Source organism: Sporolactobacillus sp. PKPK-6, assembly GCF_056678885.1.
This window is the reverse complement of the sequence record NZ_JBWXPA010000001.1, coordinates 232,064-258,455: the sequence shown is the minus strand read 5'-3', so window position 1 is coordinate 258,455 and position 26,392 is coordinate 232,064. Positions and strand designations below refer to the sequence as shown.

General features: G+C 42.9%; 20 protein-coding genes and 1 other RNA gene. 17 read left to right on the top strand and 4 right to left on the bottom strand.

Annotated features, from left to right (window positions below):
• The first annotated feature begins 77 nt into the window (after positions 1-77).
• Together AC1MBV_RS01280 and AC1MBV_RS01275 are read left to right on the top strand one after the other, a co-directional pair.
• A complete protein-coding gene (locus AC1MBV_RS01280; protein WP_480947387.1) occupies positions 78-1,817 on the top strand; it encodes an ABC transporter ATP-binding protein in 1,740 nt (579 codons plus the stop codon).
• A complete protein-coding gene (locus AC1MBV_RS01275; protein WP_480947386.1) occupies positions 1,810-3,657 on the top strand; it encodes an ABC transporter ATP-binding protein in 1,848 nt (615 codons plus the stop codon). Before AC1MBV_RS01280 ends, AC1MBV_RS01275 begins: the two co-directional genes overlap by 8 nt.
• 152 nt (positions 3,658-3,809) lie before the next feature.
• Here the strand turns inward: AC1MBV_RS01275 and AC1MBV_RS01270 are convergent, their stop codons facing one another.
• Positions 3,810-4,517: a DUF1361 domain-containing protein gene (locus tag AC1MBV_RS01270; protein ID WP_480947385.1), complete on the bottom strand. Its 708-nt coding sequence runs from the start codon at positions 4,515-4,517 to the stop codon at positions 3,810-3,812.
• 205 nt (positions 4,518-4,722) lie between these two features.
• Between AC1MBV_RS01270 and AC1MBV_RS01265 the strand changes: the two genes are divergently transcribed.
• The 5 genes from AC1MBV_RS01265 to AC1MBV_RS01245 all read left to right on the top strand — a co-directional run bounded on the left by AC1MBV_RS01265 (position 4,723) and on the right by AC1MBV_RS01245 (position 10,561).
• Positions 4,723-6,117 (top strand): isochorismate synthase, encoded by a 1,395-nt coding sequence (locus tag AC1MBV_RS01265; RefSeq protein ID WP_480947384.1) that lies wholly within the window; start codon positions 4,723-4,725, stop codon positions 6,115-6,117.
• On the top strand, positions 6,114-7,859 hold the full coding sequence (menD, locus tag AC1MBV_RS01260) for a 2-succinyl-5-enolpyruvyl-6-hydroxy-3-cyclohexene-1-carboxylic-acid synthase (RefSeq protein WP_480947383.1): 1,746 nt from the start codon (positions 6,114-6,116) through the stop codon (positions 7,857-7,859). The genes AC1MBV_RS01265 and menD overlap by 4 nt, the downstream gene beginning before the upstream one ends.
• A complete protein-coding gene (gene menH / locus AC1MBV_RS01255) occupies positions 7,849-8,688 on the top strand; it encodes a 2-succinyl-6-hydroxy-2,4-cyclohexadiene-1-carboxylate synthase (protein ID WP_480947382.1) in 840 nt (279 codons plus the stop codon). The genes menD and menH overlap by 11 nt, the downstream gene beginning before the upstream one ends.
• A complete protein-coding gene (gene menC / locus AC1MBV_RS01250; RefSeq protein WP_480947381.1) occupies positions 8,685-9,803 on the top strand; it encodes an o-succinylbenzoate synthase in 1,119 nt (372 codons plus the stop codon). Before menH ends, menC begins: the two co-directional genes overlap by 4 nt.
• Positions 9,804-9,910: 107 nt before the next feature.
• On the top strand, positions 9,911-10,561 hold the full coding sequence (locus AC1MBV_RS01245; RefSeq protein WP_255746519.1) for an HAD family hydrolase: 651 nt from the start codon (positions 9,911-9,913) through the stop codon (positions 10,559-10,561).
• Here AC1MBV_RS01245 and AC1MBV_RS01240 read toward each other — a convergent pair.
• Positions 10,558-11,292, bottom strand: a complete 735-nt coding sequence (locus AC1MBV_RS01240; protein ID WP_255746520.1) for an SIR2 family NAD-dependent protein deacylase — start codon at positions 11,290-11,292, stop codon at positions 10,558-10,560. The genes AC1MBV_RS01245 and AC1MBV_RS01240 overlap by 4 nt on opposite strands.
• 116 nt (positions 11,293-11,408) lie before the next feature.
• On the opposite strand from AC1MBV_RS01240, the gene AC1MBV_RS01235 reads away from it, so the two are divergent.
• From AC1MBV_RS01235 to parC, 9 genes are all read left to right on the top strand, one after another.
• Complete coding sequence (locus AC1MBV_RS01235; protein WP_480947380.1) at positions 11,409-13,667, top strand: DEAD/DEAH box helicase; 2,259 nt, start codon at positions 11,409-11,411, stop codon at positions 13,665-13,667.
• A gap of 2 nt (positions 13,668-13,669) precedes the next feature.
• Positions 13,670-14,947: a ribonuclease H-like domain-containing protein gene (locus tag AC1MBV_RS01230; RefSeq protein ID WP_255746521.1), complete on the top strand. Its 1,278-nt coding sequence runs from the start codon at positions 13,670-13,672 to the stop codon at positions 14,945-14,947.
• 108 nt (positions 14,948-15,055) lie between these two features.
• Positions 15,056-15,685: an SLOG family protein gene (locus tag AC1MBV_RS01225; protein WP_255746523.1), complete on the top strand. Its 630-nt coding sequence runs from the start codon at positions 15,056-15,058 to the stop codon at positions 15,683-15,685.
• A 160-nt stretch (positions 15,686-15,845) separates the two neighbouring features.
• Complete coding sequence (gene gpsB, locus AC1MBV_RS01220) at positions 15,846-16,157, top strand: cell division regulator GpsB (RefSeq protein ID WP_255746524.1); 312 nt, start codon at positions 15,846-15,848, stop codon at positions 16,155-16,157.
• Positions 16,158-16,219: 62 nt separating this feature from the next.
• An RNA gene (gene rnpB / locus AC1MBV_RS01215) (RNase P RNA component class B) lies at positions 16,220-16,608 on the top strand.
• A gap of 141 nt (positions 16,609-16,749) precedes the next feature.
• Positions 16,750-17,886 (top strand): THUMP domain-containing class I SAM-dependent RNA methyltransferase, encoded by a 1,137-nt coding sequence (locus tag AC1MBV_RS01210; protein ID WP_255746526.1) that lies wholly within the window; start codon positions 16,750-16,752, stop codon positions 17,884-17,886.
• 143 nt (positions 17,887-18,029) lie between these two features.
• Positions 18,030-19,541 (top strand): carboxypeptidase M32, encoded by a 1,512-nt coding sequence (locus tag AC1MBV_RS01205; RefSeq protein ID WP_255746529.1) that lies wholly within the window; start codon positions 18,030-18,032, stop codon positions 19,539-19,541.
• A gap of 72 nt (positions 19,542-19,613) precedes the next feature.
• Entirely contained in the window at positions 19,614-21,596 is a 1,983-nt protein-coding gene (gene parE, locus AC1MBV_RS01200) for a DNA topoisomerase IV subunit B (RefSeq protein ID WP_480947379.1), read from the top strand.
• A gap of 2 nt (positions 21,597-21,598) precedes the next feature.
• Positions 21,599-24,046, top strand: coding sequence for a DNA topoisomerase IV subunit A (parC, locus tag AC1MBV_RS01195; protein ID WP_480947378.1), 2,448 nt, complete (start codon positions 21,599-21,601; stop codon positions 24,044-24,046).
• An 85-nt stretch (positions 24,047-24,131) separates the two neighbouring features.
• Here the strand turns inward: parC and AC1MBV_RS01190 are convergent, their stop codons facing one another.
• Entirely contained in the window at positions 24,132-24,635 is a 504-nt protein-coding gene (locus AC1MBV_RS01190) for a hypothetical protein (RefSeq protein ID WP_255746543.1), read from the bottom strand.
• An 18-nt stretch (positions 24,636-24,653) separates the two neighbouring features.
• Positions 24,654-25,127, bottom strand: coding sequence for a hypothetical protein (locus tag AC1MBV_RS01185; protein WP_255746544.1), 474 nt, complete (start codon positions 25,125-25,127; stop codon positions 24,654-24,656).
• 234 nt (positions 25,128-25,361) lie between these two features.
• Here AC1MBV_RS01185 and AC1MBV_RS01180 point away from each other — a divergent pair, with 234 nt between their 5' ends.
• A complete protein-coding gene (locus AC1MBV_RS01180; protein WP_304654749.1) occupies positions 25,362-26,372 on the top strand; it encodes an NAD(P)/FAD-dependent oxidoreductase in 1,011 nt (336 codons plus the stop codon).
• Positions 26,373-26,392: the final 20 nt, after the last annotated feature.

Here is a 26,392-nt window from a genome sequence, read left to right as displayed (position 1 = left end):
GTCCTAATTACAAGGACGTTTTTTTACTGCTATACTGAAAGTATTCACCTTTGGCTGAGACAGAAAGAGGGTTTTTCATGGGCTATCTGACTATTTACTGGAGAAGATACAGAATCAGGTTCTTATTTGCAATTTTATTTCTGTCGCTCGAAGCTCTGGCAGATTTGCTGCAGCCGGCATTGATGGCGCGAATTGTCGATCAAGGCATTGCACAGATGGACATGCCTCAGATTGAACGATACGGACTTCTGATGCTTTTGATTACAGCAATCGGAGCAGTTTGTGCGAGTATGCGCAACATACTTTCGGGTATTGTATCCCAACGATTTGCCCAAGATTTGCGTCAAGATTTGTACATAAAAATCCAAAATCTGCCGCAATCCGGAATTGATCAATTTGGCGGTGCTTCGTTGATTACTCGGCTTACAAACGATGTAACTCGGGTTCAAACCTTTGCCAATGGTCTCATGCGTATTATGGTCAAAGCGCCTCTTGTCGGTATCGGCAGTCTGATCATGGCTGTTCATCTGAATGCAAAACTCTCACTGGTTTTGCTTGGGATTGCACCGATTATTGCACTGCTGATTGTTTTAAATATGAAGATCAGTTATCCGTTTTTTCGAAATGTGCAACTTGCGCTTGACCGGGTCAATCGATCAATGCAGGATTACTTATCGGGTATCCGTGTAATAAAAGTTTTTAATCGTTCTGCTTATGAACAGAAACGGTTTCAAATAAATAATCAAAAACTCGGTCATCTTTCTTCTTCTGCTTCAAAGGTAGGAAGTGTATTCAGTCCCATGATCAATCTGACTGTAAACACGGGGATTCTAGCCATTCTATGGTTTGGAGGAATCGGTGTGGATCATGGAACAATGCAGGTCGGTTCAATCATTGCCTTTACTAATTATATGATGCAGCTCCTGTTCGCAATTATGATGGTGAACAACGCCTTTAATATGCTTGTGCGTGCAAGAGCTTCAGCGGAACGCATCGGCGATGTTATGAATCACAAGTCGGATGAGCGGTTTCCCAAAAATACAAATCAGAAATTGGGCCAGGAAAATAGAGGAGCCCTTCATTTTCAACATGTAACCTTCTCATTTCATAAAAATCAAGGACCTGTATTAAAAGATATTCATTTTCAGGTCAAACCAGGAGAAACACTCGGAATTATTGGCCCGATCGCATCAGGAAAGTCGACGCTTGCTCAATTGATTCTTCGCTTTTATGATCCCGATCAAGGGGAAATTCTTTTTAACGGACATGATATCAAAAAATATACGGAAGAAGAACTGCGGAAGAAAATAGCCATTGTGCCTCAGCAGCCATTGCTTTTCAGCGGTTCAGTCATTGAAAATATTCGCTGGGGGGACGATCAGGCGAGCAATGAATCGGTCTATCAAGCCGCAAAGATTGCGGATGCAGATCGCTTTATTCGCCGATTCCCGCACGGCTATGAATCATTGATTGGCCAGGGAGGCGTTAATTTATCCGGCGGACAGAAACAGCGCATTTCTATTGCACGTGCACTCGTCCGTAAACCAGATCTTCTTATATTGGATGATGCAACAAGTGCTGTCGATGCGCATACGGATAAAACAATTCGCAGTCAATTAAGACAGTCATTAAGAAACCTGACCTGTATTATTATCTCGCAAAAAGTGTCTTCAATAAAAGACGCTGATCAAATCGTGGTTCTTAATGCAGGCCGCATTGAGGCCGTTGGAAAACACGATGATTTATTATCACGTTCATCATTTTATCGAGAGGTTTACACGACTCAGCTGAGCGAAGGAGGAGTCCAGCATGGATGACAAAAAATCCGGTGCGAGTCGAGCGAATACTGCAATTCCGGGAAGAGGCGGCAGAAAAAGAGGCCCGGCTCGGTTTGCTCCAGTTGAAAAACCAAAGCAAATGCGAGAGACGCTGCATCGTTTAGGCATTTATTTTGCTCAGGAGAGGCGTGCATTGTGTATCGTGTTTGGTTTAGTCCTTCTCGATTCAATTGTCACCTTGCTGATTCCCTACTTTATCGGAGTGGCTATTAATCAAATCGGTGTTCACACAGGTTCTGTTCATTTTTCAATGCTGATTAAGCTATTGCTTGTTTTGGCTGTCTTTTATTTGTCTGATGGCATATTGACTTTCATTCAGGGATGGCTCATGGCCTCGGCAGGGCAACGTATGGTTGTCGCACTTCGACAAAGTCTTTTTGGAAAATTGCAGAAGCTTCCTATCTCATTTTTTGATCGGCATAATCATGGCGAAATCATGAGCAGGCTGACCAATGACATTGAAAATATTGATGTAACGATTTCTCAGTCTACGGTGCAATTAATGAATGATGTGATCATGATTGTCGGTTCACTTGTAATGATGATCTGGATCAGCCCGTCATTAACCCTTGCTAGTCTGATTATGGTCCCACTTGTTATTATCCTGACAAAAACAATTGCTGTTCGCACTTCTAAGTTGTTTGTGGAGCAGCAGAAGGAATTGGGAACTTTGAACGGGCATATTGAGGAATCTATATCCGGACTATCAGTCATTAAAGCATTCAGCCATGAACGGAAGGAGATCGACCGTTTTACACAAATGAATCAACGACTGACCGATGTCGGCATGCACGCACAAATTTGGTCCGGGTATTTAATGCCGCTTATGAACGTTATCAATAATCTTGGCTTTGCCGCGGTCGCGTCGGTTGGCGGCTTTTTAGCTGTTAAAAATATGATCACCATTGGCATGATTGCGAGCTTTCTTACGTATTCGCGGCAATTTTCAAGGCCGTTAAATGATGTCGCCAGCATTTTCAACACATTGTTATCTGCAATTGCCGGTGCAGAACGTGTTTTCGATATCATGGATCAAAAAGAGGAAGTTCCGGACCATATCAATGCTCGACCAATAAGCAGCAAAAACTGCAAGGGTGACATTGATTTTCATAATGTCTCATTTGGTTACAATCCGAGCAGAATGATTGTGAAGCAGGTTTCATTTCATGCGCATGCCGGTGAAACCATTGCGCTGGTTGGGCCAACAGGTGCAGGCAAGACGACACTTGTAAACCTGCTGACGCGCTTTTATGAGCCGAATGGCGGCAGTATTCGTGTCGACGGCGTTCCGATCACCGATTATCGACGCGCGGATTACAGAAGCTTATTTGGCATGGTGCTTCAGGATACCTATCTTTTTCACGGCAGTTTTACAGACAATTTGCGTTACGGACGACTTGACGCAACGGATGAAGAAATCAAAAACGCCGCCATTGCGGCACATGCGGATTCATTCATTATGGCGACAGAACATGGGTATGATACGATTCTTCAAGGCAATGGAGAAAATCTGAGTGAAGGACAGAAGCAGCTGCTTACGATTGCTCGTGCTTTGCTCTCTGATCCGGCGATTTTGATTATGGATGAAGCAACGAGCCATGTCGACACACAAACCGAACATGAAATTCAAGAAGGCATGTTGCGGCTGATGCACGGAAGGACAAGCGTAATCATTGCGCATCGACTTTCTACCATTCGTCATGCGGATATAATTCTTGTTGTTGAGGATGGGATGATTGCCGAACAGGGGAGTCATGAAGAATTATTGAAGAAGAAAGGAATCTATTTTTCGATGTACAGCGACCAGTTTTCTGTCTAATTGCAATCAATCTTGCGGTAGTGGTTTGGTTATATTGCGTCAAAACGTGTAAAACTGGGTTGTTGTTCATTACGGTTAAATTGGTGAGATGAACTGTCCGCACCGTTAAAATTAATGGTGAGAGCGAATAGGCAAGCAACGATGGATCTCTTTTACCATCGTTGCTTTTTTATGTTTGTATCAAAGTCTAAATGAGTGATTACGTTAAAAATAAGAGTAAAGAAACAGTAAACAATAAAGATATAGCATGCGGAAAGTAAAGAAAAACCGATTGAGAATGAGGTGAAATGACCGGATAGATAGGCGACGAATCGTTTCGGGTAAAAGACATCCCAGGAATTGAGACGCAGAAAACGCCCGATGTACATCGCAAATCCGCTTAAGATGAAAATGGACAACATTATAAAATTGGAAATCGGGTATACGTATTTTCTTAGAAATCGATGATCGATGATCCATAGTGAAAGCATACCTGCACATGTGCCGGTAAAAATACCGGCACCGATCTGAATAAGACTTAGCCAGGATAAGAAATCAGTTGAATAAATGATCGCTTGTTGTGCCGAAGCATAGAATGAAATGCGTTGCAGATGAATGAAGTCTGTAATCAGATAGGGTGCATTGGGAAAGAAAATGAGCCACAACAAACCTAGCAGCCATGTTCGGAGCCAGTCATGCACATCATCGGCAAGACACATGCAGATTGCGAAGAACAACGGAAGAAGTGACAAGAACAGGTTCCAGAGCATCATGACATGTATTGTCCGTTTGGTGAGCGCATATAAAAGCAAGCTGATAAGAATATAGAAAACAACACAATAGATGATTGGGTTTGGCGTATGGCGTCTTTTACGGAACATATGATCGAAATCCTTTCAATGAAGGTTGCCGGTTCTTAGGATTATATTAAGCTCGGACAAGTTTTACTCATGTTCCGCTTGTTAAGTGCCATTACTTTGAAATTGACATGAATAATTGAGAAGGGTTATCTTTAAAAAAGACATAAATTGTTCACATTGGTAACGAGATCAGACATCAGGTGATAAAGTGACGCGAACAAATCAGATGAATATATATCATGCAATTTGCTCTGCAATTGATATGGCTAAAACACTAGGCGGGAAACATGTGGTCAGTGAAATAAAAGAAATTGAATCAATAGATCCCATCCGATTTTATCATGCCGCTGAAAAACAATTTTGCGGGAAACGCTTTTTTTGGGAGAACCAGACGGACGGAACGATCTTAATCGGAGCAGGTATTGCTGCTTCAATCACCACAGAACGTCGCGAGAATTACGAGATGATACGAAAAAATTGCGATGATTTGTTAAAAAGGGCGCATGTCATGGGTTCCTGCGGAGCAGAGGCAACTGGCCCTCTTTTGGTGGGCGGATTTGCTTTCGAAGCTGAAAAGCAGCCTTCGGAGGACTGGAAACCTTTTGGCTCAGGCTACTTCTTTCTGCCTGCATTTTTACTAACGATTCAAAAGGGCTGCTGCTACCTGACACGGTCGGTTGTCTGCACGTCCCATGATGATGCTGATCAATTAACTCAGCAACTTGTGCATGAAGAAAAAGAGTTATTCAGTCTTCTAAATGCTGATTTCTCTGATCTTAACGTGTTGAACTCGCTGGTTAAACAAATCGATCAGGATATAAAAGCTTGGAATCATCTTGTGGGAGAAGCGATTCGAACCATGGGAGGGACTGAATTAAAAAAGGTCGTACTTGCGCGCTCCCGAAGGCTGAAATACCAGCACAAGCTTTCGAGTGAATTATTGATTCATGCTTTGCGCACGCAACAAGACCAAACCTGTGTGTTTTGTCTTGAGAAAGGCTCTTCGGCTTTTGTTGGAGCGACTCCGGAACGATTGATCAAGAAACAGGGCAGAACCATTTATTCTGCATGCCTTGCTGGATCTGCAGCACGTGGAAGTACAGATGAAGAAGATGCAAGCCTTGGGAAATGGTTGCTGAATGATCGTAAAAACCGTCTTGAACATCAATATGTCGTCTCTACGGTCCGGCACTCTCTCAATGAACTATGTGAACAGCTGACGATTCCGGAGCAGCCTAGACTTATGAAGAACAAGAATATTCAGCACCTGTATACACCGGTTAAGGGGTACTGCAATGAATCGGCTTCACTTTTTGACTTCGTTGAGTGCTTGCATCCGACACCTGCGCTTGGCGGATTTCCACGAGCACAGGCCCTATCTTGGATCAGCAAGCATGAGCCAATTGATCGCGGTTATTATGCCGCACCAATCGGCTGGTGCGACGCGCGCAATAACGGAGAATTTCATGTCGGAATACGTTCAGCACTGATTCATGAAGATGAAGCGGTTTTATTCGCCGGATGCGGTGTGCTGAAGGACTCAATACCAGACCAGGAATATAAAGAAACAGCCATTAAGTTTCGTCCAATGCTCAATGCGCTTTCAAGGAGGCACTTATGAATCATCAAGAGTTAGTGACGCACTATCTTTCTTCATTTGTTCATACATTATCACGGCAGCATGTAAATACAGCTGTAATCAGCCCGGGTTCTCGATCAACACCTCTTGCTATTCTCTTTGAGGAGCATCCGGCGATTCGAACCTACCTGGACATTGATGAACGTTCAGCAGGTTTTTTGGCACTCGGATTAGCAAAAGCATCGAAACATCCTGTCGTATTAATCTGCACATCCGGAACTGCAGCCGCAAATTACTACCCGGCAATCATTGAGGCTTATTTTTCACATGTGCCGCTGCTTGTTATTACTTCGGACAGGCCATATGAGCTACAGCATGTTGCTGCACCGCAAACAGTGGATCAGCAGGGAATGTATGGTAGTCATGTGAAACAGTATTTTCAACTTGAACTTTCTGAGCTTGATCTGGGCTTGCTTTCCTATAACCAGGCTCTGACGAGTCGGGCCGTCGCTATTGCGAACGGTCTCCCAAAAGGACCAGTACACCTAAATGTCCCTCTCAGAGAGCCACTCGTCCCATGCAGTCTGAGTGAAACGTCAAAACTGAACATAAATGCTCGTTCTGCAATACCAGTGAAAAGAGGAGTGCTTGCGCTTGACACGTTGCAGCTTGCGGATCTATCGGAACGTATTAATCATTCAAAACAAGGCGTAATTATCTGCGGAGATATGGGATCTGATCTGTCACTACCCGTGATCACGGAATTCGCTGAACGATCAGGTTTTCCAATTCTTGCGGATCCGCTTTCTCAGCTGCGCCGAGGATCCCATTCTATGGATGCCGTTATTGAGACCTATGACACCTTTCTTCGCAATGAACAGATTGCATCCGTATTCAAACCGGATCTGATTATTCGTTTTGGTGCTCCGCCGGTCTCTAAGGCACTCAAACTGTGGATGGAACGTCAAGTTTGTACTTATTTTGTTATTGACAGTGGAATGGAGTGGAGAGATCCGTCGGGCAAGGCTACAGAGATGATTTATTGTAATGAACAGCGTTTTTGTGAGGATTTGAGTCCGCTAATCCAAAAAAAGGGCGAATGCAAATGGCTTGGCTTTTGGCAGACAATTAATAATAAAACGAAATCAGTACTCCTGAGTATACATGACGAACAGACATTGAGTGAGGAGAAAATTTTCTTGAAACTGGTTGAGTGGCTTCCGGAGCAAGCAAATCTGTTTGTCGGAAACAGCATGCCGATTAGAGAATTAGACAGCTTTCTGTTCAATCGGCCGCAGTCCGCCCACATATTTGCCAATCGCGGCGCGAACGGGATCGATGGTGTGGTGTCGACTGCAGTCGGTGTTGCTTTGGCCAATCATCGTGCAATTCTCGTGATTGGTGATCTCAGCTTTTTCCATGATATGAACGGTTTGCTGGCTGCCAAACAATATCATGCGAACTTGACGATCATTCTGATCAATAATGATGGCGGAGGTATTTTCTCGTTTCTTCCTCAGGCATCTGATAAAACACACTTTGAAACCCTCTTCGGTACCCCGCATGGGTTGGATTTTTCACACGCTGCACAGTTATACGGTGCGCATTATACGAAAATCAGCAATTGGGAAATGCTTGATCAGCTGCTGACTGCATCTGAAGACGCAGAAGGGTTGAACATTATTGAGATCCCGACAAAACGAGCTGAGAATGTTGAGAAGCATCACTCACTGCAAAAGTGTCTAGATGAACAATTAAGGCGAGAAACAGCTTATGAAAGCTGAACTTCGTGGTGTAGTGTATCATTATGAACTAAAGGGAAGCGGGGTACCGCTGCTTCTGCTGCATGGCTTTACCGGAAGCGTGGAGACGTGGCGTTTCCTAGAAGATGTGATGCTTAAGGATTATCAACTGATTCTTGTCGATATTATCGGTCACGGACAAACTGGTTGTCCTAAGGATGCGCAGCGATATTCAATTACTGAGACTGCCAAAGACATGAATGCATTGCTTGAACTGCTGGAATTTGAACGTGTACATGTTCTCGGTTATTCTATGGGCGGGCGACTTGCACTCAGTTTCGCATGTCTTTTCCCTGAACGTATCTCAAGTTTAATTTTGGAAAGCTCTTCACCGGGACTGAAAACGGAGGTAGAACGGCGTGGGCGGCGTTTGCATGATAAGGAATTGGCAGATTCCATCCGTAAGCATGGCATTCCCGCATTCGTCAGTCGTTGGGAACAGCTTGCTCTGTTTGATTCGCAAAGAAAGCTTTCACAACGAAAACGTGCTGCACTCCGTGCTCAGAGACTATCGAATCAACCAATCGGACTTTCGAACAGCCTCATTGGTATGGGCACGGGAGCGCAGCCCTCGTGGTGGGGACATTTGTCTTCATTGCGTTTTCCCATTTTATTGATTACCGGATCCATTGACAATAAATTTTGTATGATCGCATCTGAGATGCATGATCGCATGCCGAATGCTGAATGGCAGGTCGTTCCAAACGCCGGTCATGCCGTTCATCTAGAACAGCCGTTCCTTTTTAGTCAATATGTACATATCTTTGTGCAGAATCATACATCGGACTTTAAGAGAGGGGGAAGAAAATGAACCTTCATTCCATTACCGTACGTGTGATTTCATCCACTTTGAATGCGCCGTTTATGACACATCTTCAGCGAGTGACGCGCAGAGAGGCATTGATCATTGAAGTGATGGATACGGATGGGCGTGTCGGTTATGGTGAAGCGGATCCTTTTTCGAGTCCCTGGTATTCGGAAGAGACCATTCAAACATGCAGGCTTATGCTTAAAGAGTTTTTGATTCCTATTCTACTTGCTAATCGTTCGCTTCAACCTGAAAAATTGGACCAAATTTGGGCAGGGGTCCGCGGCAATCGTATGGCTAAATCTGGACTCAGCCAAGCAATTTGGGATCTGTACGCAAAACAACAAGGTGTGTATCTAGGAAAACTGTTTGGTTCAACAAAATCGACTGTCGAAGCTGGCGCGGTCATCGCTGCAAATGATCCGGAGCGTGCAGTTGATCAAATCGAAACCCTTGAAAAAACGGGTCATTACAAACGCTACAAAATAAAGATTTCACGTAAAAATGATTTTGAATTATTGACGAAAATACGACATCATTTTCCCGACCTCCCTTTAATGGCAGATGCAAATTCTGATTATAGTCTTGCGGATGCAGATCATCTGTGTCATTTGGATCAATTTCACTTAATGATGCTTGAACAGCCGCTTGCTTATAATGATTTAACGGATCATGCAATTCTTCAAAAGATAATTAAAACACCCATATGCCTGGATGAAAGCATCGGTTCTTATCAGGATGCTGCCAATGCAATTCAACTTCAAAGCGGACAAGTAGTCACCATTAAAATGGGACGTGTCGGCGGCTGGTCTCAGGCCGTGCGCATTCTCAACCTGTGTGTGACTCATTCGATTCCTGTTTGGTGCGGGGGAATGATTGAATTCGGTATTGCTAAGGCGCATAATATAGCGCTCGCTTCATTGGACGGTTTTTCACTGCCAGGAGATTTATTTGCTTCCCATCATTACTGGAAGCAGGATATTGTCACCCCAGCGATTGCCATTGATCAAGGTATGGTCATGGTTCCCAATGAACCGGGGATTGGCTTTGCCGTTGATCGTCCGGCACTTGATGCTTTGACTGATCATCACGAAGTTTATTGCAAAAAAGTAAAATAATGAAAGTAATGTTAAAATGGCTCAAATGTCTTTGACAAACTAAATAGATAAATAGGATACTAGTATAAGGTTGTATTAAGTGATTAGGAAGCTGGGGGAGGAACACAATGGAACTGCGAAACGTGCTCTTTGATTTTGACGGAACGCTTGCAAACACCTTGCCGCTGACGGTTTACGCGATGCAAAAGGTGTTTAAGAACTATGACGGACAGTCATACGACGCTCATGAAATTGTAGCTATGTTTGGTCCGCCGGAAGAGGGAATGATTAAGAAAAACCTCAAGAACCAATCGGCTGCTGCAGAAGCGATTGAGCTTTACTTTAATTTGTATGAGAAAGAACATGAAAACTATGTTAAAAAGAATGCCGAAATTTTTGATATGCTGCATCTTCTGAAAGACAAGGGAATAAGGATCGGATTGATCACAGGCAAGGCACGTCGTTCCTATATAATTTCTGAAGAAAAGCTTGGATTTAAAGGCATATTTGACAGTGTCATTACAGGTGATGACGTCATGAATCCGAAACCGGACCCTGAAGGAATCAAACAGACGCTGATTAAATTTGAAGCCGATCCCGCTAAATCCATCTATATTGGCGATGCGAACGGAGATACTTTAGCTGGAAAGGCAGCTGGCATTCATACTGCAGCTGTACAATGGCTTGAAATGTCGCAATCGGACACTTACCCGGCAAATCCAGAATTTTATTGGACAAAAGTAAGCCAATTTGTCAACCTTCTGAAAAGCAGTAATTAATCTATGATCGTGGAATCTGCATCAAAATTCGCAAAATTAACCTTACAAAACTGATCAATTGCATCCATATGCAGAGCGGGTCGATCGTTGATAAGAAGTGTCGGCACACCGAATTCTTCTGCGTATTCCGGAAGAAAATTGATCGGAGCGACTCCTAGTGAGGTTCCAAGTACCAGCAGACGATCTGCATGATTGACTGCCTGCTCCACGGCACGAAGGTCACGCACGGCTTCGCCGAACAGTACAATGTCCGGCTTCAATACAGTTCCGCATGTTTTGCCATCCTTAGAAAGGGCAGAACAATGCGGAATTTTTTGATTCAGCAGCGATTGAGTTGGATAAAGTGTCCCGCATTTCGGGCAAATGCAACGATTGAATGCTCCATGGACTTCAATAATCTTCGAGCTTGCTGCTTTCGCATGCAAACCGTCAATATTTTGCGTAATAATTGTGACTTCACATGTCTGCTCAAGATTTTTCAGCCAAAGATGGACGGAATTCGGCTTGGCGTTGAGTAATAACGGAGCATCAAACAATGACCAGTAGAAGGCCCAAAATTCATCGGGATGCGCCTGGAAGTATTGCAAAGTTAAGCACCGTTCTACATCTTTATTTTGATACAGGCCGTTTTTGCCGCGAAACGGAGGGATACCCGAAGGTACACTGATTCCTGCTCCGGTTAAAACGGCAATTTTATGATCGTTTTGAATCCATTCATTGAGTGTTGACATAGATAACCCTCCATGATTTTTAAATGAATAGCGAACATTCATTCGTTATGCTATAATGATGAACAAATGAAACTGAATGTTGCCATATGATGACTGATGAATTTGAGGTGGCATAAATGATTGGACGTAAAACAATCGACGACCTTCTAAGCCAGCTGAAGAGCGATCCAAATGTCGTACACTGGCATACTATTCCCAAGAAAGAGGCTCATTACGCACCTTTTCCGCAAACGCTGGACGAGCGAATAAAAACGGCACTTATTAACCGCGGTGTTGGTTCACTCTACACGCATCAAGCAGATGCTTATCATGCGGTTATGGATGGAAAAGATGTGGTTTTAGTGACTCCGACTGCATCTGGGAAAACACTTTGCTACAATCTTCCGGTACTTGAAACCATGATTGAGCATCCTGAAAAACGAGCACTCTATTTTTTTCCGACGAAAGCACTTGCCCAAGATCAAAAAAACGAGATGGCTGAACTCATTAATACAATTGGTGTCCCTATTAAGAGCCATACATATGACGGAGATACTGCAGGATCCATACGTCAAAAAATTCGTCAGGCAGGTCAGATTGTAATGACTAATCCCGATATGCTCCATGCTTCCATTTTACCTCATCACACGAAGTGGGTCTCACTGTTTGAGAATCTTCAATTCGTTGTTATCGATGAATTGCATACTTATCGAGGCGTATTCGGCAGTCATGTAGCGAACGTCATTCGGCGGTTAAAGAGAATTTGCCGTTACTATGGCAGCAGTCCGCAATTTATTTGTACTTCGGCGACAATCGCCAACCCGCGAGAACACGCCGAAGCATTAACGGGGCGAAAAATGTTCTTAATTGATCGTAACGGCGCACCGAGTGTACGAAAACATTTTCTGATTTACAATCCGCCGGTAACAAATAAGCAGCTGAATGTACGTGAAGACGAAAGTTATGCTGTTACGAGATTGGCCACTAATTTTTTGAAAAATAAAATTCAAACCATTGTCTTTGCAAGAAGCAAGCTGAAAGTTGAGCTTCTGGTGAGTCAGCTGCAAAAAATAAACAGCGGACGTCAGGATCGTGCTGCAATTTTTGCCTATCGAGGCGGCTATCTTCCTCTCGAACGGCGCAGGATCGAAAAGGGACTTCGCAGCGGTGAGATTATCGGCGTGGTCAGCACGAATGCTCTTGAATTAGGCGTGGACATCGGGCAACTTCAGGTATGTATTTTGACCGGATACCCTGGGAATATGGCAAGTGTTTGGCAGCAGGCGGGCAGAGCAGGAAGAAGACAAGAGGATGCAGTCATTATCATGGTGGCATCATCCAATCCGCTCGATCAATATATGGCCGGTCATGCAGATTATTTTTTCGCTCGGCAGCCTGAGGATGTGCGCATTAATCCTGATAATATCATGATTCTGATGGAGCATATTAAATGCTCCGCATATGAGCTTCCCTTTCAAAGAGGAGAGCTTTTTGGCGGCGAAAATGTGGACGAGCTATGCGAGTATCTTACTGATGAGGATGTGCTCCACTTTCAACGAGGAAAATGGTATTGGATGAGCGACGGTTTTCCGGCAAACAATGTCAATCTGAGATCAGCCGCGCAGGATTCATTTGCCATAGTGGACATTACCGATCGTGGACATGCAAAAGTGATTGGGGAAATGGATCGCTTCGGAGCGATGACAATGTTGTATGAGGATGCCATTTATATTCATCAGGGCATTCAATATCACGTTGATGACCTGGATCTGGAGGAGCGGAAGGCATACGTACGCAAAGTCAATGTCAACTATTACACCGATTCAGATCTGGCTGTTCAACTTGACGTTCTTGAGGAAGACAAACATGCCGATTTCGATGGCGGTAAAATCGAGAAAGGTTATGGCGACGTGTCTGTACGAGCATTACCGACGGTTTTTAAGAAAATTCGCTTCGAAACCTATGAAAACATCGGATGGGGAAAGATTCATCTTCCGGAATTGGAAATGCATACGAATGCGGCTTGGATCAGCTTCGAACCGGCATTATTTGATGTATTTGGAAAAGATGTCTTTCAAGGGGCACTTGTCGGACTGAGCCACTTGTTGCGCCATGCTGCGCCGCTTTTTGTTATGTGTGACCAGTCGGATCTTTCTGTGGTACCGAAAATAAAAGCACCGCATAATGAGAAGCCTTCAGTATTTTTGTATGATAAGTATCCCGGCGGAATCGGATTAAGCGAGAAATTGTATCAGGAGCTGCCTCTTTTGCTTGATAAAGCGAGTGAAATGATTAATAATTGCAGCTGTGAATCCGGCTGCCCATCTTGTATCGGCTTTGTTAATGAGGGCAAGGCAGCGAAGACGGCATTGCGCCGTTTATTAAAGGAACGATGATTGTGTCATTAACGAAAAAACTGCAATTATACAGAAAACAGCTGCATGATCAAAATGCTGCTTCTAGACAGCAAGCAGCTCAACATCTAAACTCAGCCGAACACGAGTCAGAGACAGATCAAGAAATACAAAAAGCTGCAAAACAACTCGGTGCTGAACTATGCCGTTTTGAAGATCAATACGTCCTTGTTCATTCAGAGCTGCTGCCGATCAATTTGAAAATAGGGCCATATTTAATACGTGACCTTTTTCCATTGGTGAATGCCTGGCAGTCAGCTTGTGAAAAGCACCCTCTGTCAGCAAAGGGGTTGCACGCAGAGGATCTGCTTTTTTTTGACACGGAAACAACTGGTCTTGGCTCGGGCACTGGTCAAATGATCTTTTTAATCGGCATGGCACGATTGACACGTAACGGACTGGAATTGAGTCAATACCTCCTGCCTGGTCCTGGTCATGAAGCAGCGTTCTATGATGCATTCCTGACTGACTGCCGTTCATTGAAAAATTTAGTCACATTTAACGGGAAGGCGTTTGACTGGCCACGAGTAAAGACCCGTCATCAATTTGTTCGTGATCAGGTTCCGAAGCTCCCTTCATTCGGACATTTCGATCTGCTTCATGCTTCAAGGAGACTATGGAAAAAAAGACTGGAATCCGTACGTCTTCAAACAGTAGAAAATGAAATTCTTTCTATGGGCAGAAAAGCAGATGTTCCAGGGAAAATGGCGCCGTTTCTTTATTTTCAGTTCCTGAAACATCCGGATGCGGATTTAGTGAAAGGGATTATGGAACATAATCGAGAGGATGTTCTTACTTTGATCAGCTTGTATATTCATCTCTCGAATAAAATCTTGAACAGAGTCGAAGCGGATCCCGAGGAACAATATGAGATTGCTCGTTGGGATGAACAGATTGGCGATCGGGAACATGCTCAGAAGCTATGGAAAGAACTCATTCCAAAAAAATCACCCTATCAAAGTAAGGCCAAATGGCGGCTTGCGGAATTATATAAGCGAGAAGGGGAGTACTTGACTTCGTTAGATTTATTTAAATCTGCTCTCTGTGATTCAGGTGATGATCAAGTGCCATTATGCATTGAAACTGCGAAATTACTTGAGCATCAGTTTAAAGACTATACCCATGCGCTTTATTATACAAAGCAAGCACTTGAATATTTTTATCAAAGGCATCCAAACGATTTAGATTCAGTAAGAAAAAAAGAAGTTGAATATTTGAAACGTTTAAATCGTCTTGACCAGCGGATTGGAAATAATTCATGAAGGAAATGAGTATTACCCGGGCAAGCGCAAATAGTGCCTTAAATCGTCACAAATCACCTGCATTTTCAATGAGTTTGAAACTTTTCGACAAATTAGGTGTTGATGTGAATGATGCATACTTTAAATGAATTGACTGGAGGCGGGATGATGCGTGAAAACGGATCGGCCATTTTAGTTACCGGATACAAAGCTCATGAACTTGGCATTTTTTCGAGGGATCATCCAGGTATTCAAGTCATTCGTTACGCGTTAAAGAAAAAGATGCGTGAATACGTTGAGGACGGAGCACAATGGTTTGTCATAAGCGGCCAGACGGGGGTTGAATTATGGGCTGGGCAGGCATGTCTTGAATTACGCGATTCCGATCAATTGAATGTAAATCTTGCGGTTTTGATGCCTTTTCTTAATCAAGAAGAGCACTATAAGGAGTGGCAGCAGGAAATTTATGCCCAGATTCTTGAGGGGGCAGATTACACGGGATATATAAGCAAACGCCCCTATGAAAGTCCGGTTCAGCTGAGGCAGAAAAATGAATTTCTGGTTGCAAAAACGGATGCAATGTTGATTATTTATGATGAGGAATCGCCCGGCTCTCCAAATTATTCCCTGAGTGTCGCGAAAAGAAAAGCACGAAGCACGGCTTACCCGATTCAAGCCATAAATCGTTTTGACTTAGATTTTGCTGCTGAAGATCTATTGCAGCAAAATCCTGATTACTGGACAAATAATGATGCTTAACAAGTAAAATACAGGTTATTAAAATGTATCTTTTGATTAGCTTATTAACCAAACAATGCGCATAATAAAAAAATAAAGAAAACCGTAATGAATAAGCGATTGACACAATAGACTAAATTTGAAAAAATAAGACGAGATACTTAGCTTGGAGTGAATGGAAATGGCAGACCAGAAGACGATCAGATTAACAAAAAATGAAATTCTCCATAAAGAATTTAAAACGGGCTTTCATGGCTATCAGCAGGACGAGGTTGATCAATTTTTAGATATCGTGATCAGTGATTACGATATTTTCAACGCAGAGATCCTGCGCCTGCGCGAAGAAAACAAACGGCTTAAAGGTCAACTGACAGATGAAGAAGGACAGCGGACTGCTACACCGGTTGAAAATCAAGGGTTGACAAACTATGACATTTTAAAACGGCTGTCTAATCTTGAAAAGCATGTTTTCGGCAGCAGGCTCGGTGAATAATAACGAAAAAGGGTTGCTTCTTTAATTAAATTGGATTATAATGTGTAGCTGTGACATTGTTCGTGTTCGGGTGATCGCTGTATCCCTTGCGGATATAGAGGAAAGTCCATGCTCGCACGGTCTGTGATGACCGTAGTGTTCGTGCCTGGCGAAGTCATAAGCCAGGGTAGTTCGGAGCAATCTGAGCTAACGGCGGGAGAGAAACCTGTGTTCCTTCGGGAATATGGTTTGCCATCCCATAAAGTGCCATAGTGACGATGTCTTTTGGAAACAAAAGAAGTGGAACGCGGTAAACCCCTCGAGCGGGAAACTCAAACTTGGTAGAGGAACCCTTTGGAAGGAATCAAACGGAAAAAGGGACAGATGATTCTGTAGATAGATGATTGCCGCTTTCGTACGAGGAGCGTGCAGCTCCGTTTGAGTGCGAAGGTACAGAACATGGCTTACAGAACATGAATAATGCATTTTAATGAAGAAAAAGCCCGTTAAGGGCTTTTTTTGTTGCAATCTTGTGATTGCAGTTCATTTTGATAAATTTCAATTGTACTTTCGGCTATAAAATGCAGGAATTCCTAAGAGAGGAAACATCGACATGAGTGAGAAATGGACGTTGATTGCGACGACAGCGATGGGATTAGAAGCAATTGCCGCAAGAGAACTAAGAAATTTAGGCTATGAGGATTTAAAAGTAGAAAACGGCAGAATCTTGTTTTCCGGAGGACCTCTAGACATTTGTCGGTGTAACCTTTGGCTCCGTACCGCAGATCGTATCAGACTTCAAATTGGTGCATTTAAAGCGGATACCTTTGACAGTCTCTTTGAACAAACAAAAGCGCTCCCATGGGCAGATTTTCTTCCGGAAAACGCAATGTTTCCGGTAATCGGGAAATCCCATAAATCAATTCTGCACAGTGTGCCTGACTGCCAAGCAATTGTTAAGAAAGCAATTGTTGAATCAATGAAGCAGCACTATAATCAAGAATGGTTTGATGAAGATGGACCGATGTTTAAAATCCAGGTCGCACTTGAAAAAGATTGGGCGACGCTTGCCATTGATACTTCGGGAGATGGGTTGCATAAGCGAGGCTACAGACAGCTGCACAACTTGGCACCGCTCAAGGAAACCTTGGCTAGTGCACTGATTTTGCTCAGTCGCTGGAAGCCGGATCAGCCGTTTGTCGATCCTTTCTGTGGTTCAGGTACTTTGCCGATCGAAGCGGCTATGATCGGTCAGAATATTGCTCCAGGATTTAATCGGGATTTTGTTTCTGAATCATGGCCGATTATTTCGAAAAACTATTGGGAACAGGCACGAGAGGAAGCAGAAAATAAGGCAAACTATGACCAGCCCTTAATGATTATGGGCAGCGACATTGATCACAAAATGATTGAACTGTCCGAGCATAATGCACTCGAAGCCGGCTTTGGGGGACTCATTACCTTTAAGCAAATGCAGGTCGCTGATTTTACAACGAAGGATGAGAACGGATGCATGATAGGAAATCCGCCATATGGAGAACGAATGGGCGACCAGGAGCAGATTCAAACGATTTGCAGTGACCTTGGAGAACTGTTCAAAACTTATAAATCATGGTCCTTTTACTTCATCTCATCTTTTGAAAAATTCGAAAATTATTTTGGACGTTCGGCAAGCAAAAAAAGAAAACTGTATAATGGACGGATTCGGACCGACTTTTATCAATATTTTGGCAAAAAGTATTCGGATTAACGAAAAAACAGGCAAATCGGACCGCTTCACGAGCTCATCAAGCGAATGATTCTTCTTAGAGAAAGAAGGACATTACATTGAATACAGAGAAAAGAATGAAATAAGAACTTCCTGCATTTACTATCGTAAAAGGGGCGTTATCAATGGCGATTACTGAAATTGTGGATTCTTATAATAAATATGTGAAAAAAATTATGGACTTTAACGAGGCCATTGCACTTGCAGAATGGGATATGCGGACTGGTGCGCCGATAAAAGGAATTAAGCAGCGTTCAGAGGTCGTTGGAACGCTCTCTGATGAAGTTTTTAAACGGTCGACTTCTGACGAAATGAAAGGATACATAGATGCATTAACCGATCCAGCGGTTCATGATCAATTAGACTTGGTTACGAGAAGAATGGTTGAAGAATCGCAAAAAACATATGAACGCTTCATCAATATTCCATCTGAAGAAAATAAAGCCTATGTGATTCTCCAATCCGAAGCACAGAGCGTATGGAAAGAAGCAAAGAAAAACAGTGATTTCGAGATGCTCCAACCTTATTTGGAAAAAATGGTTGCGTTTAAGCGGAAGTTTATTGAGTACTGGGGCGTTAAAACAAATAAATATGATGCATTGCTCGATCTGTATGAACCTGGATTGACTGTTGAAACCATTGATCATGTGTTTGGCAAACTTCGCAAGGGGCTAATTCCATTAGTTGAAGCAGTTACAGCATCCAAAGACCAACCCCAAAACGCTTTTCTAACCGCTTCATTTCCTGTTGAAAAGCAAAAGGCGCTCTGTCTCCATTTACTTAAGGAAATCGGATATGATTTTGACGCCGGACGTCTTGATGAAACAGAACATCCCTTTGAAATCACCCTCAATCCCGGCGATGTGCGTGTGACAACGAATTACCAGGAGAATGATTTTATATCAACGGTTCTAGGAACGATTCACGAAGGCGGTCATGCTTTGTACGAACAGCATATATCTCGTGAATTAGTCGGAACGCCGCTATGTGAAGGGACCTCCATGGGGATTCATGAGTCACAATCGCTTTTCTTTGAAAATTTTATCGGTAGAAGCAAAGCGTTCTGGTCTTGTCATTATGAAGAGTTGAAAAAGTATGCAAACGGCCAGTTTGACGATGTATCTCTCGATGATTTCTATCGAGCCATCAACGTTTCCCGCCCATCCTTTATTCGTACCTTGGCTGATGAATTAACCTATCCGCTTCATATTATGGTACGCTATGATATTGAAAAAGGATTGTTTAATGGTGATTTGAGTGTGAAGGACCTTCCAAGTGTATGGAACGAAAAAATGAACGAATATCTTGGTATCACTCCCACAAATGACCGTGAGGGAGTGCTTCAAGATATTCACTGGCCAGGCGGCGATTTTGGCTACTTTCCATCTTATGCGCTAGGCTATGTTTATGCTGCTCAATTTAAGAACACGATGATTAAAGATGTACCTGATTTCGATGCGCGCGTCAGCTCCGGTAATCTAGAAGTGGTCACAGAGTGGCTCAGCAAACATATTCATCAGTTTGGCCGCTTAAAAAAGCCTCTTGAAATTCTTAATGATACGACTGGAGAAGGACCCAATCCAGATTATTTATTGAATGAACTGTCGAAAAAATACAGTGACATCTATCGTCTTTAATCCATATGATTCAAAGTAACAACCTGAACGTCAGAGATAGATCAGATTGCATCCTGTTCCTTGTTGAATAGGATGATGGAGAAAGGGGTTCTTTATTTGGCAAGACAAGTATCAGCTTATGATGATGACACGATACAAATACTCGAAGGCTTGGAAGCTGTACGAAAACGCCCGGGCATGTATATTGGTTCTACAGATTCAAGAGGGCTGCATCACCTTGTTTATGAAATTGTTGATAATGCAGTAGACGAAGCGCTCGCCGGCTATGGAAATGAAATTCTTGTTCGCATTCATAAAGACGGAAGCGTGAGTGTTCGTGACTTTGGACGCGGGATGCCAACCGGAATGCATCGAACGGGGAAACCGACAGTCGAAGTCATCTTTACCATTTTGCATGCGGGAGGCAAATTCGGACAAAGCGGCGGTTATAAAACGAGCGGTGGATTGCATGGCGTCGGCTCTTCTGTCGTCAATGCGCTCTCAGAATGGCTGGAAGTAACCATTTGGCGTGACGGAAAGATTTTCAAGCAGCGCTTTGAACACGGCGGTCATCCGGCGACAACACTTGAGGAGATCGGCACAACGCGTGAGACCGGATCATTGATCCATTTTAAACCGGATGCGACGATTTTCAGTACAACTGCTTACCAGTTTGACATCTTAAGTGAACGGCTCCGCGAATCAGCATTTCTTCAAAAAGGAATGAAAATTGTACTTACTGATGAACGAAGCGACCGTGAAGACGTTTATCACTATGAAGAGGGAATTAAAGAATTTGTCGCTTATTTGAATGAAGACAAGGACGTCCTTCATCCTGTTGTTGCCTTTGAGGGTACAGCCAATGAGATGGAGGTTGAAGTTGCGTTTCAATATAATGACGGCTATTCGGAAAATTTAATCTCTTTCGTAAATCATGTGCGTACCAAGGATGGCGGCACGCATGAATCCGGATTTCGTACTGCGCTGACGCGTGTATTCAACGACTACGCGCGAAAGAGCGGTATTTTGAAGGAAAAAGAGAAAAATTTGGACGGTACGGATATTCGTGAAGGGTTCATGGGAATTGTCTCAATTCGTGTTCCAGAGCATTTGCTGCAATTTGAAGGACAGACCAAGGAAAAGCTGGGAACAAGTGAAGCGCGATCAGCCGTAGATACAGTTGTATCGGAACAGCTTGCTTATTTTCTTGAAGAGAATCCCCAGACGAGTGAAAAATTAATACGAAAAGCGACACGTGCACGGCAAGCACGTATCGCGGCACGAAAAGCCAGAGAAGATGCCAGAAACGGGAAAAAGTCGAAACGTAAGGAAACGATGCTGAGCGGTAAGCTGACTCCGGCATCTTCTAAAAATGCAGAACGCAACGAGCTGTACCTTGTCGAAGGTGATTCGGCAGGTGGTTCAGCAAAGCAAGGGCGTGATCGTAAATTTCAAGCTGTTTTGCCGCTTCGAGGCAAGGTCATTAATACCCAAAAAGCCCGGCTCGAAGAAATTATGAAAAACGAAGAAATCAACACGATTATTTATGCAATTGGCGCAGGGGTAGGTTCGGATTTTTCTATTAAAGACAGTAATTACGATAAAATTATTATCATGACAGATGCCGATAACGATGGTGCACACATTCAAGTGCTTCTGCTTACCTTCTTTTATCGATACATGCGGCCACTAATTGAGGCGGGTAAAGTGTATATAGCGCTGCCCCCTCTTTATAAAGTCAGCAAAGGGATCGGGAAAAAAGAAACACTTGAGTATGCCTGGGATGATAATGGACTTAAAGAAGCGATTAAAACAATTGGTAAAGGCTATACCATTCAACGTTACAAAGGCTTGGGTGAAATGAATGCCGATCAGCTTTGGGAAACAACGATGAATCCTGAATCGAGAACCTTAATTAAGGTTCATATCGAAGATAAAGCCTATGCCGAGCGTAGAGTGAGTACACTTATGGGTGATAAAGTGGAACCGCGGCGCAAATGGATTGAATCTCATGTGGCATTTGGTCTAGAAGAAGAAGCAAGTGAAGGATTGACCGCTGTGAAAGGTGCTGACTAAGTGTGGTAAATAGAGAAAAATTAGTGAATCGGACGCTCGAAGAAGTGATGGGCGACCGATTTGGCATATATAGCAAATATATTATTCAGGAGCGTGCACTCCCCGATGTTCGGGATGGATTGAAGCCGGTGCAGCGCCGAATCCTCTATGCGATGCTTCGTGACGGGAATACGAACGACAAACCGTTCCGCAAGTCGGCAAAAACGGTCGGCAACGTAATCGGCAACTACCATCCGCATGGTGATTCCTCGGTCTATGAAGCAATGGTACGAATGAGTCAGGATTGGAAAGTGCGGATGCCGCTTATTGAAATGCACGGGAACAACGGTAGTCTTGACGGTGATCCGCCGGCAGCGATGCGTTACACTGAAGCTCGATTGTCGAAGATATCTGCTGAACTGCTTCGTGATATTGACGCGAAGACTGTCGACTACGTGCTTAATTTTGATGACACAACGGTGGAACCAACTGTTTTTCCATCGAAATTCCCAAATTTGCTGGTTAACGGTTCAACGGGAATTTCAGCGGGCTATGCAACAGAAATTCCACCACATTGCTTGTCTGAAATCATCGACGCAACGATTATGCTGATGGAAAATCCAAAAGCCACAGTCGATGATTTAATGACCTATGTTAAGGGTCCGGATTTTCCATCGGGTGGAATTGTTCAAGGATTGGACGGAATTAAGAAAGCATACAAAACCGGAAAAGGCAGAATTGTGTTGCGCGCCCGTACGGAAATTGACATCTTACGTACAGGAAGAAAGCAGATTATCATTACTGAGCTGCCCTATGAGGTTAATAAGGCGATGCTCGTGAAAAAGATGGACGAACTTCGCCTTGATCACAAGGTTGAAGGCGTTTCAGAAGTACGTGACGAGACAGACCGCAGCGGCATGCGTGTCATTATTGAGTTAAAGAAGGATGCAGATCCAAACGGCATTTTAAATTTCTATTTTAAAAATACCGATCTGCAGATTTCTTATAACTTTAATATGGTAGCGATTGATCATAAAGCTCCAAGACAGCTAGGGATTAAGGAAATCCTCGAAGCCTATATTGAACACCAAAAAGAAGTAGTTACTCGTCGATCACAATATGAACTTCAAAAAAGTATTGACCGCCAACACATCGTTCGTGGATTAATCAAGGCAATCTCAATACTTGACGAAGTTATTCGTGTGATCCGAAGTTCTAAAGATAAAAAGAGCGCAAAGCAGAATCTTTGTGATTCATTTGGTTTTACTGAAATCCAAGCAGAAGCAATTGTGAACTTACAATTGTATCGTTTAACGAATACGGATATTGTTACACTTCAAGAAGAAGAACATCAGCTGGATATAACGATTGCCCGATTACAGGGGATCCTTAATTCGAGTAAAAAACTGATAGGGGTTATTAAAAAGGAATTAATGGACGTTCGAAAAAAATATGCGGACGCAAGAAGAACGACTATTGAAGCGGAAATTGAAGAAATCAAGATTGATCTTGAAGTCATGGTTGCTTCCGAAGAGGTTATGGTCTCCCTTACAAAACATGGCTACGTAAAGCGTTCAAGTCTTCGTTCGTATACTGCAAGCGGCGATGATGCAGTGGCGATGAAGGAAACGGATCATCCACTATTCCAACAACAGATGAACACAACCGATACTTTGCTTGTGTTTACGGACAAAGGCCGATATGTTTATTTGCCTGTCCATGAAATCCAGGATCGTCGCTGGAAAGAACTTGGCCAGCATATTGCCAGCATTGTTCCGATTGATCCGGATGAAGTTATTATCTCTGCTGTTCCTGTGAATGATTTTGAACACACAGAATTGTATATGACTTTCTTTACCAAACTTGGCATGGTCAAACGAACAAAATTGCTTGAGTATAAAGCACAGCGACGTTCAAAGCCTTTGACCGCTTTAAAATTGAAAAAGGATGACTCATGTATTGTGGCAATGGCAACCGATGGTTCTTCAGATTTGATCCTTGCGACTTATATGGGCTACGGATTACGTTTCGCTGAACAAGAGGCTGGAGAAGTCGGTCAGCGCGCAGCAGGTGTAAAAGCGGTTCAGTTAAAAAATGGTGATACAGTGGCAGGTGCCGTTGCATTTACAAAACAATCAGATACCCGCTTACTAATTGTTACTGATCGTGGTGCAGTCAAGAAAATGAAAATAGAAGGACAAATCGAACAAACCGGTCGACCGAGACGCGGCGTACAGCTGTTGCGTGAATTAAAGACACGACCGCATCATATTGTCGGATTGACACTTGTCGACAATAATGATCGAATCAATATAAGCTCAGATAAGGGCAAAGTGTTTACGCTGCAATCAGAGGATATTCGAGTATCTGATCGGTACAGCAATGGTTCATTCTTTTTAGATCAGGATGAGGACGGAACGGTCAGCGAAATTTGGTCCGATACCATTCAACTCAAAAAGGACGAAGGCTGAATGGCTATCTTCGGATAAAGAAAAGCTTGGCGAGGCCAAGTCCTTGACGCCGGCGGAGCCTTAGCTTTTCTTATACTAGATACCGCTAATCTTTAATTTTTATACATTCCTTTTGTATAAAATAGTGATAATAAACCATGGTCGCTGTGAGTACAATCAGATAGATCGGTAACGAGAAGAACAATTGATATCCGTTTTTATAATGGTACACGCCGACATGCCATGCCAATGCTTCAGCTATCATCGAAATCAGTGCCCAAATCGTAATATAGAAAAAATAGGTTGTTCGATTTTTTCTAATCACGACATAAAAGTAAATAAAAAAATAGGCGAACGGACCAAACATAACAAACGAGAGCATGTCCCAAAAATCAGTGAAGGGTGTATCATTTACATTATAGTAATTGAACGGGTTGATACACACTGTATTATCAAAAAAGGTGCTGATAAAAGCACCGATTAAAAGCATGGTGATTGTCTGCTGACGGTTGAACCGCTTGGGAAGAAGAAGCATAGCCGTATAAGCAGTTACTCCGGTGATCAAAATGAAAAGTTCATTTGAATTGAAAACTGTACCTTTAGGTATCATGTGAATCTCCTTTTTGATTTATTGGTCGCTTGACTGTTGTTTTTGGCTCAGGAGCTGAAATCCTTTTAGAAGGACCAGCATGAGTGTGTAAAAACAAATAAAGTAGATAAACAGTGTAACCGTGTTGATTGAAGAGACAATAGTATGTTTTTCTTCAAGTTTGCAAAAAAGTATAAATACACAAAAGCTCGCTGAAAACGTGATTAGTTTTTTCCATAAACCTTTGTCTTGTACTAAATTGATGGAGATTAGTGTGAGCACTGGGAAAATAATGTTCCGATTAAAAAGAAATGCCAGCGTACCTTCAATACTGTAGTTAAATCCTGGATCACCAAAATACATGCGCTTCGCAGGCAATAAGAGTGAAAGCATAATGGTGATTGAGCAAGTGAGAAATAGAAATAGATTTTCTTCACGCGAAAGCCGCTTAGGCAAAAGAATGAAGAGATTCACGATGATCCAAATGAGACATAGAGTGACGGCTAGAACCATTTTTTTCCCTCCTTTTTGGCGGTAAGAGATCAAGGTGCTGATTTCAAATTAGGCCGATAGTACCATCCATTATTTTGAGCGTTTATTCGGAAATTCATTCTGATCCTTGCATATCTTTATATTTATCATTCGATTGTTTACACTAAGCGTTCTAATAGCATTGATCAGAAAAATCACTTAGAATAAAATATGATGAAAAACGAATCATTTTTTATGGTATTTGGAGGGATTGTATTGACTGAAGAAGAACAAGAACTTTTTGATATAACGATAATAGGCGGCGGTCCAACGGGACTTTTCACCGCTTTTTATGCCGGCATGCGGCAAATGAAAGTGAAAATTATTGAGAGTCTTCCGCAACTAGGCGGACAGCTCAGCACCCTTTATCCTGAAAAGGAAATCTTCGATGTTGCTGGATTTCCAAAGATCAAAGCAAAGGATTTAGTTAAAAATCTGATTGTACAAGCCGAGCAGTTTCATCCTGAAGTCGTTCTTGATGAAGCGATTAGTTCTTTGGTAAGGCATGATGATGGAGTTATTGAACTGATCGGAGCATCCGGTTGCGTTCATCGCACGAAAACAGTTGTGATTACTGCCGGAGTAGGAGCGTTTGCACCTCGCCCATTAAAGGTCGATCAGAGTGTGGAAAACTTTACGAATATACATTATTATGTTCAGGATATAACGATCTTTAAAGACAAACGAGTCGTCATTTTAGGCGGCGGAGATTCAGCGGTTGATTGGGCAAACACATTGGCTTCAATTGCAAGAAGTGTGACCATTATTCATCGCCGAGACCAATTCAGGGCACATGAAACAAGTGTTGAAGCGATGAAAAAAGCGTCTGTACAAGTTAAAACACCCTTTATTGCGAAATCTGTTTCAGGTACTAAAGATCATATTGAACAATTAACGATACAAATGGTGAAAGGTGAAACAGAGGAAACATTGCCATTGGACGATTTGATTGTGAACTATGGTTTTGTATCCGCATTAGGACCGATTAAGGACTGGGGCATTGAACTGGAAAAGAATTCAATTCTCGTGAACAGCAAAATGGAAACCAATATTCCAGGCGTTTATGCTGCGGGCGATATTGCATCATATCCCGGCAAAATAAAACTAATAGCAACGGGACTGGGAGAAGCACCGACTGCTGTCAATAATGCCAAACATTATATTGATCCGAAATCGCGCACACAACCTGTACACAGTTCAAGCGCGGGGGAACTCTTTGAAAAGTGATACACATAAATTTTCTTGAA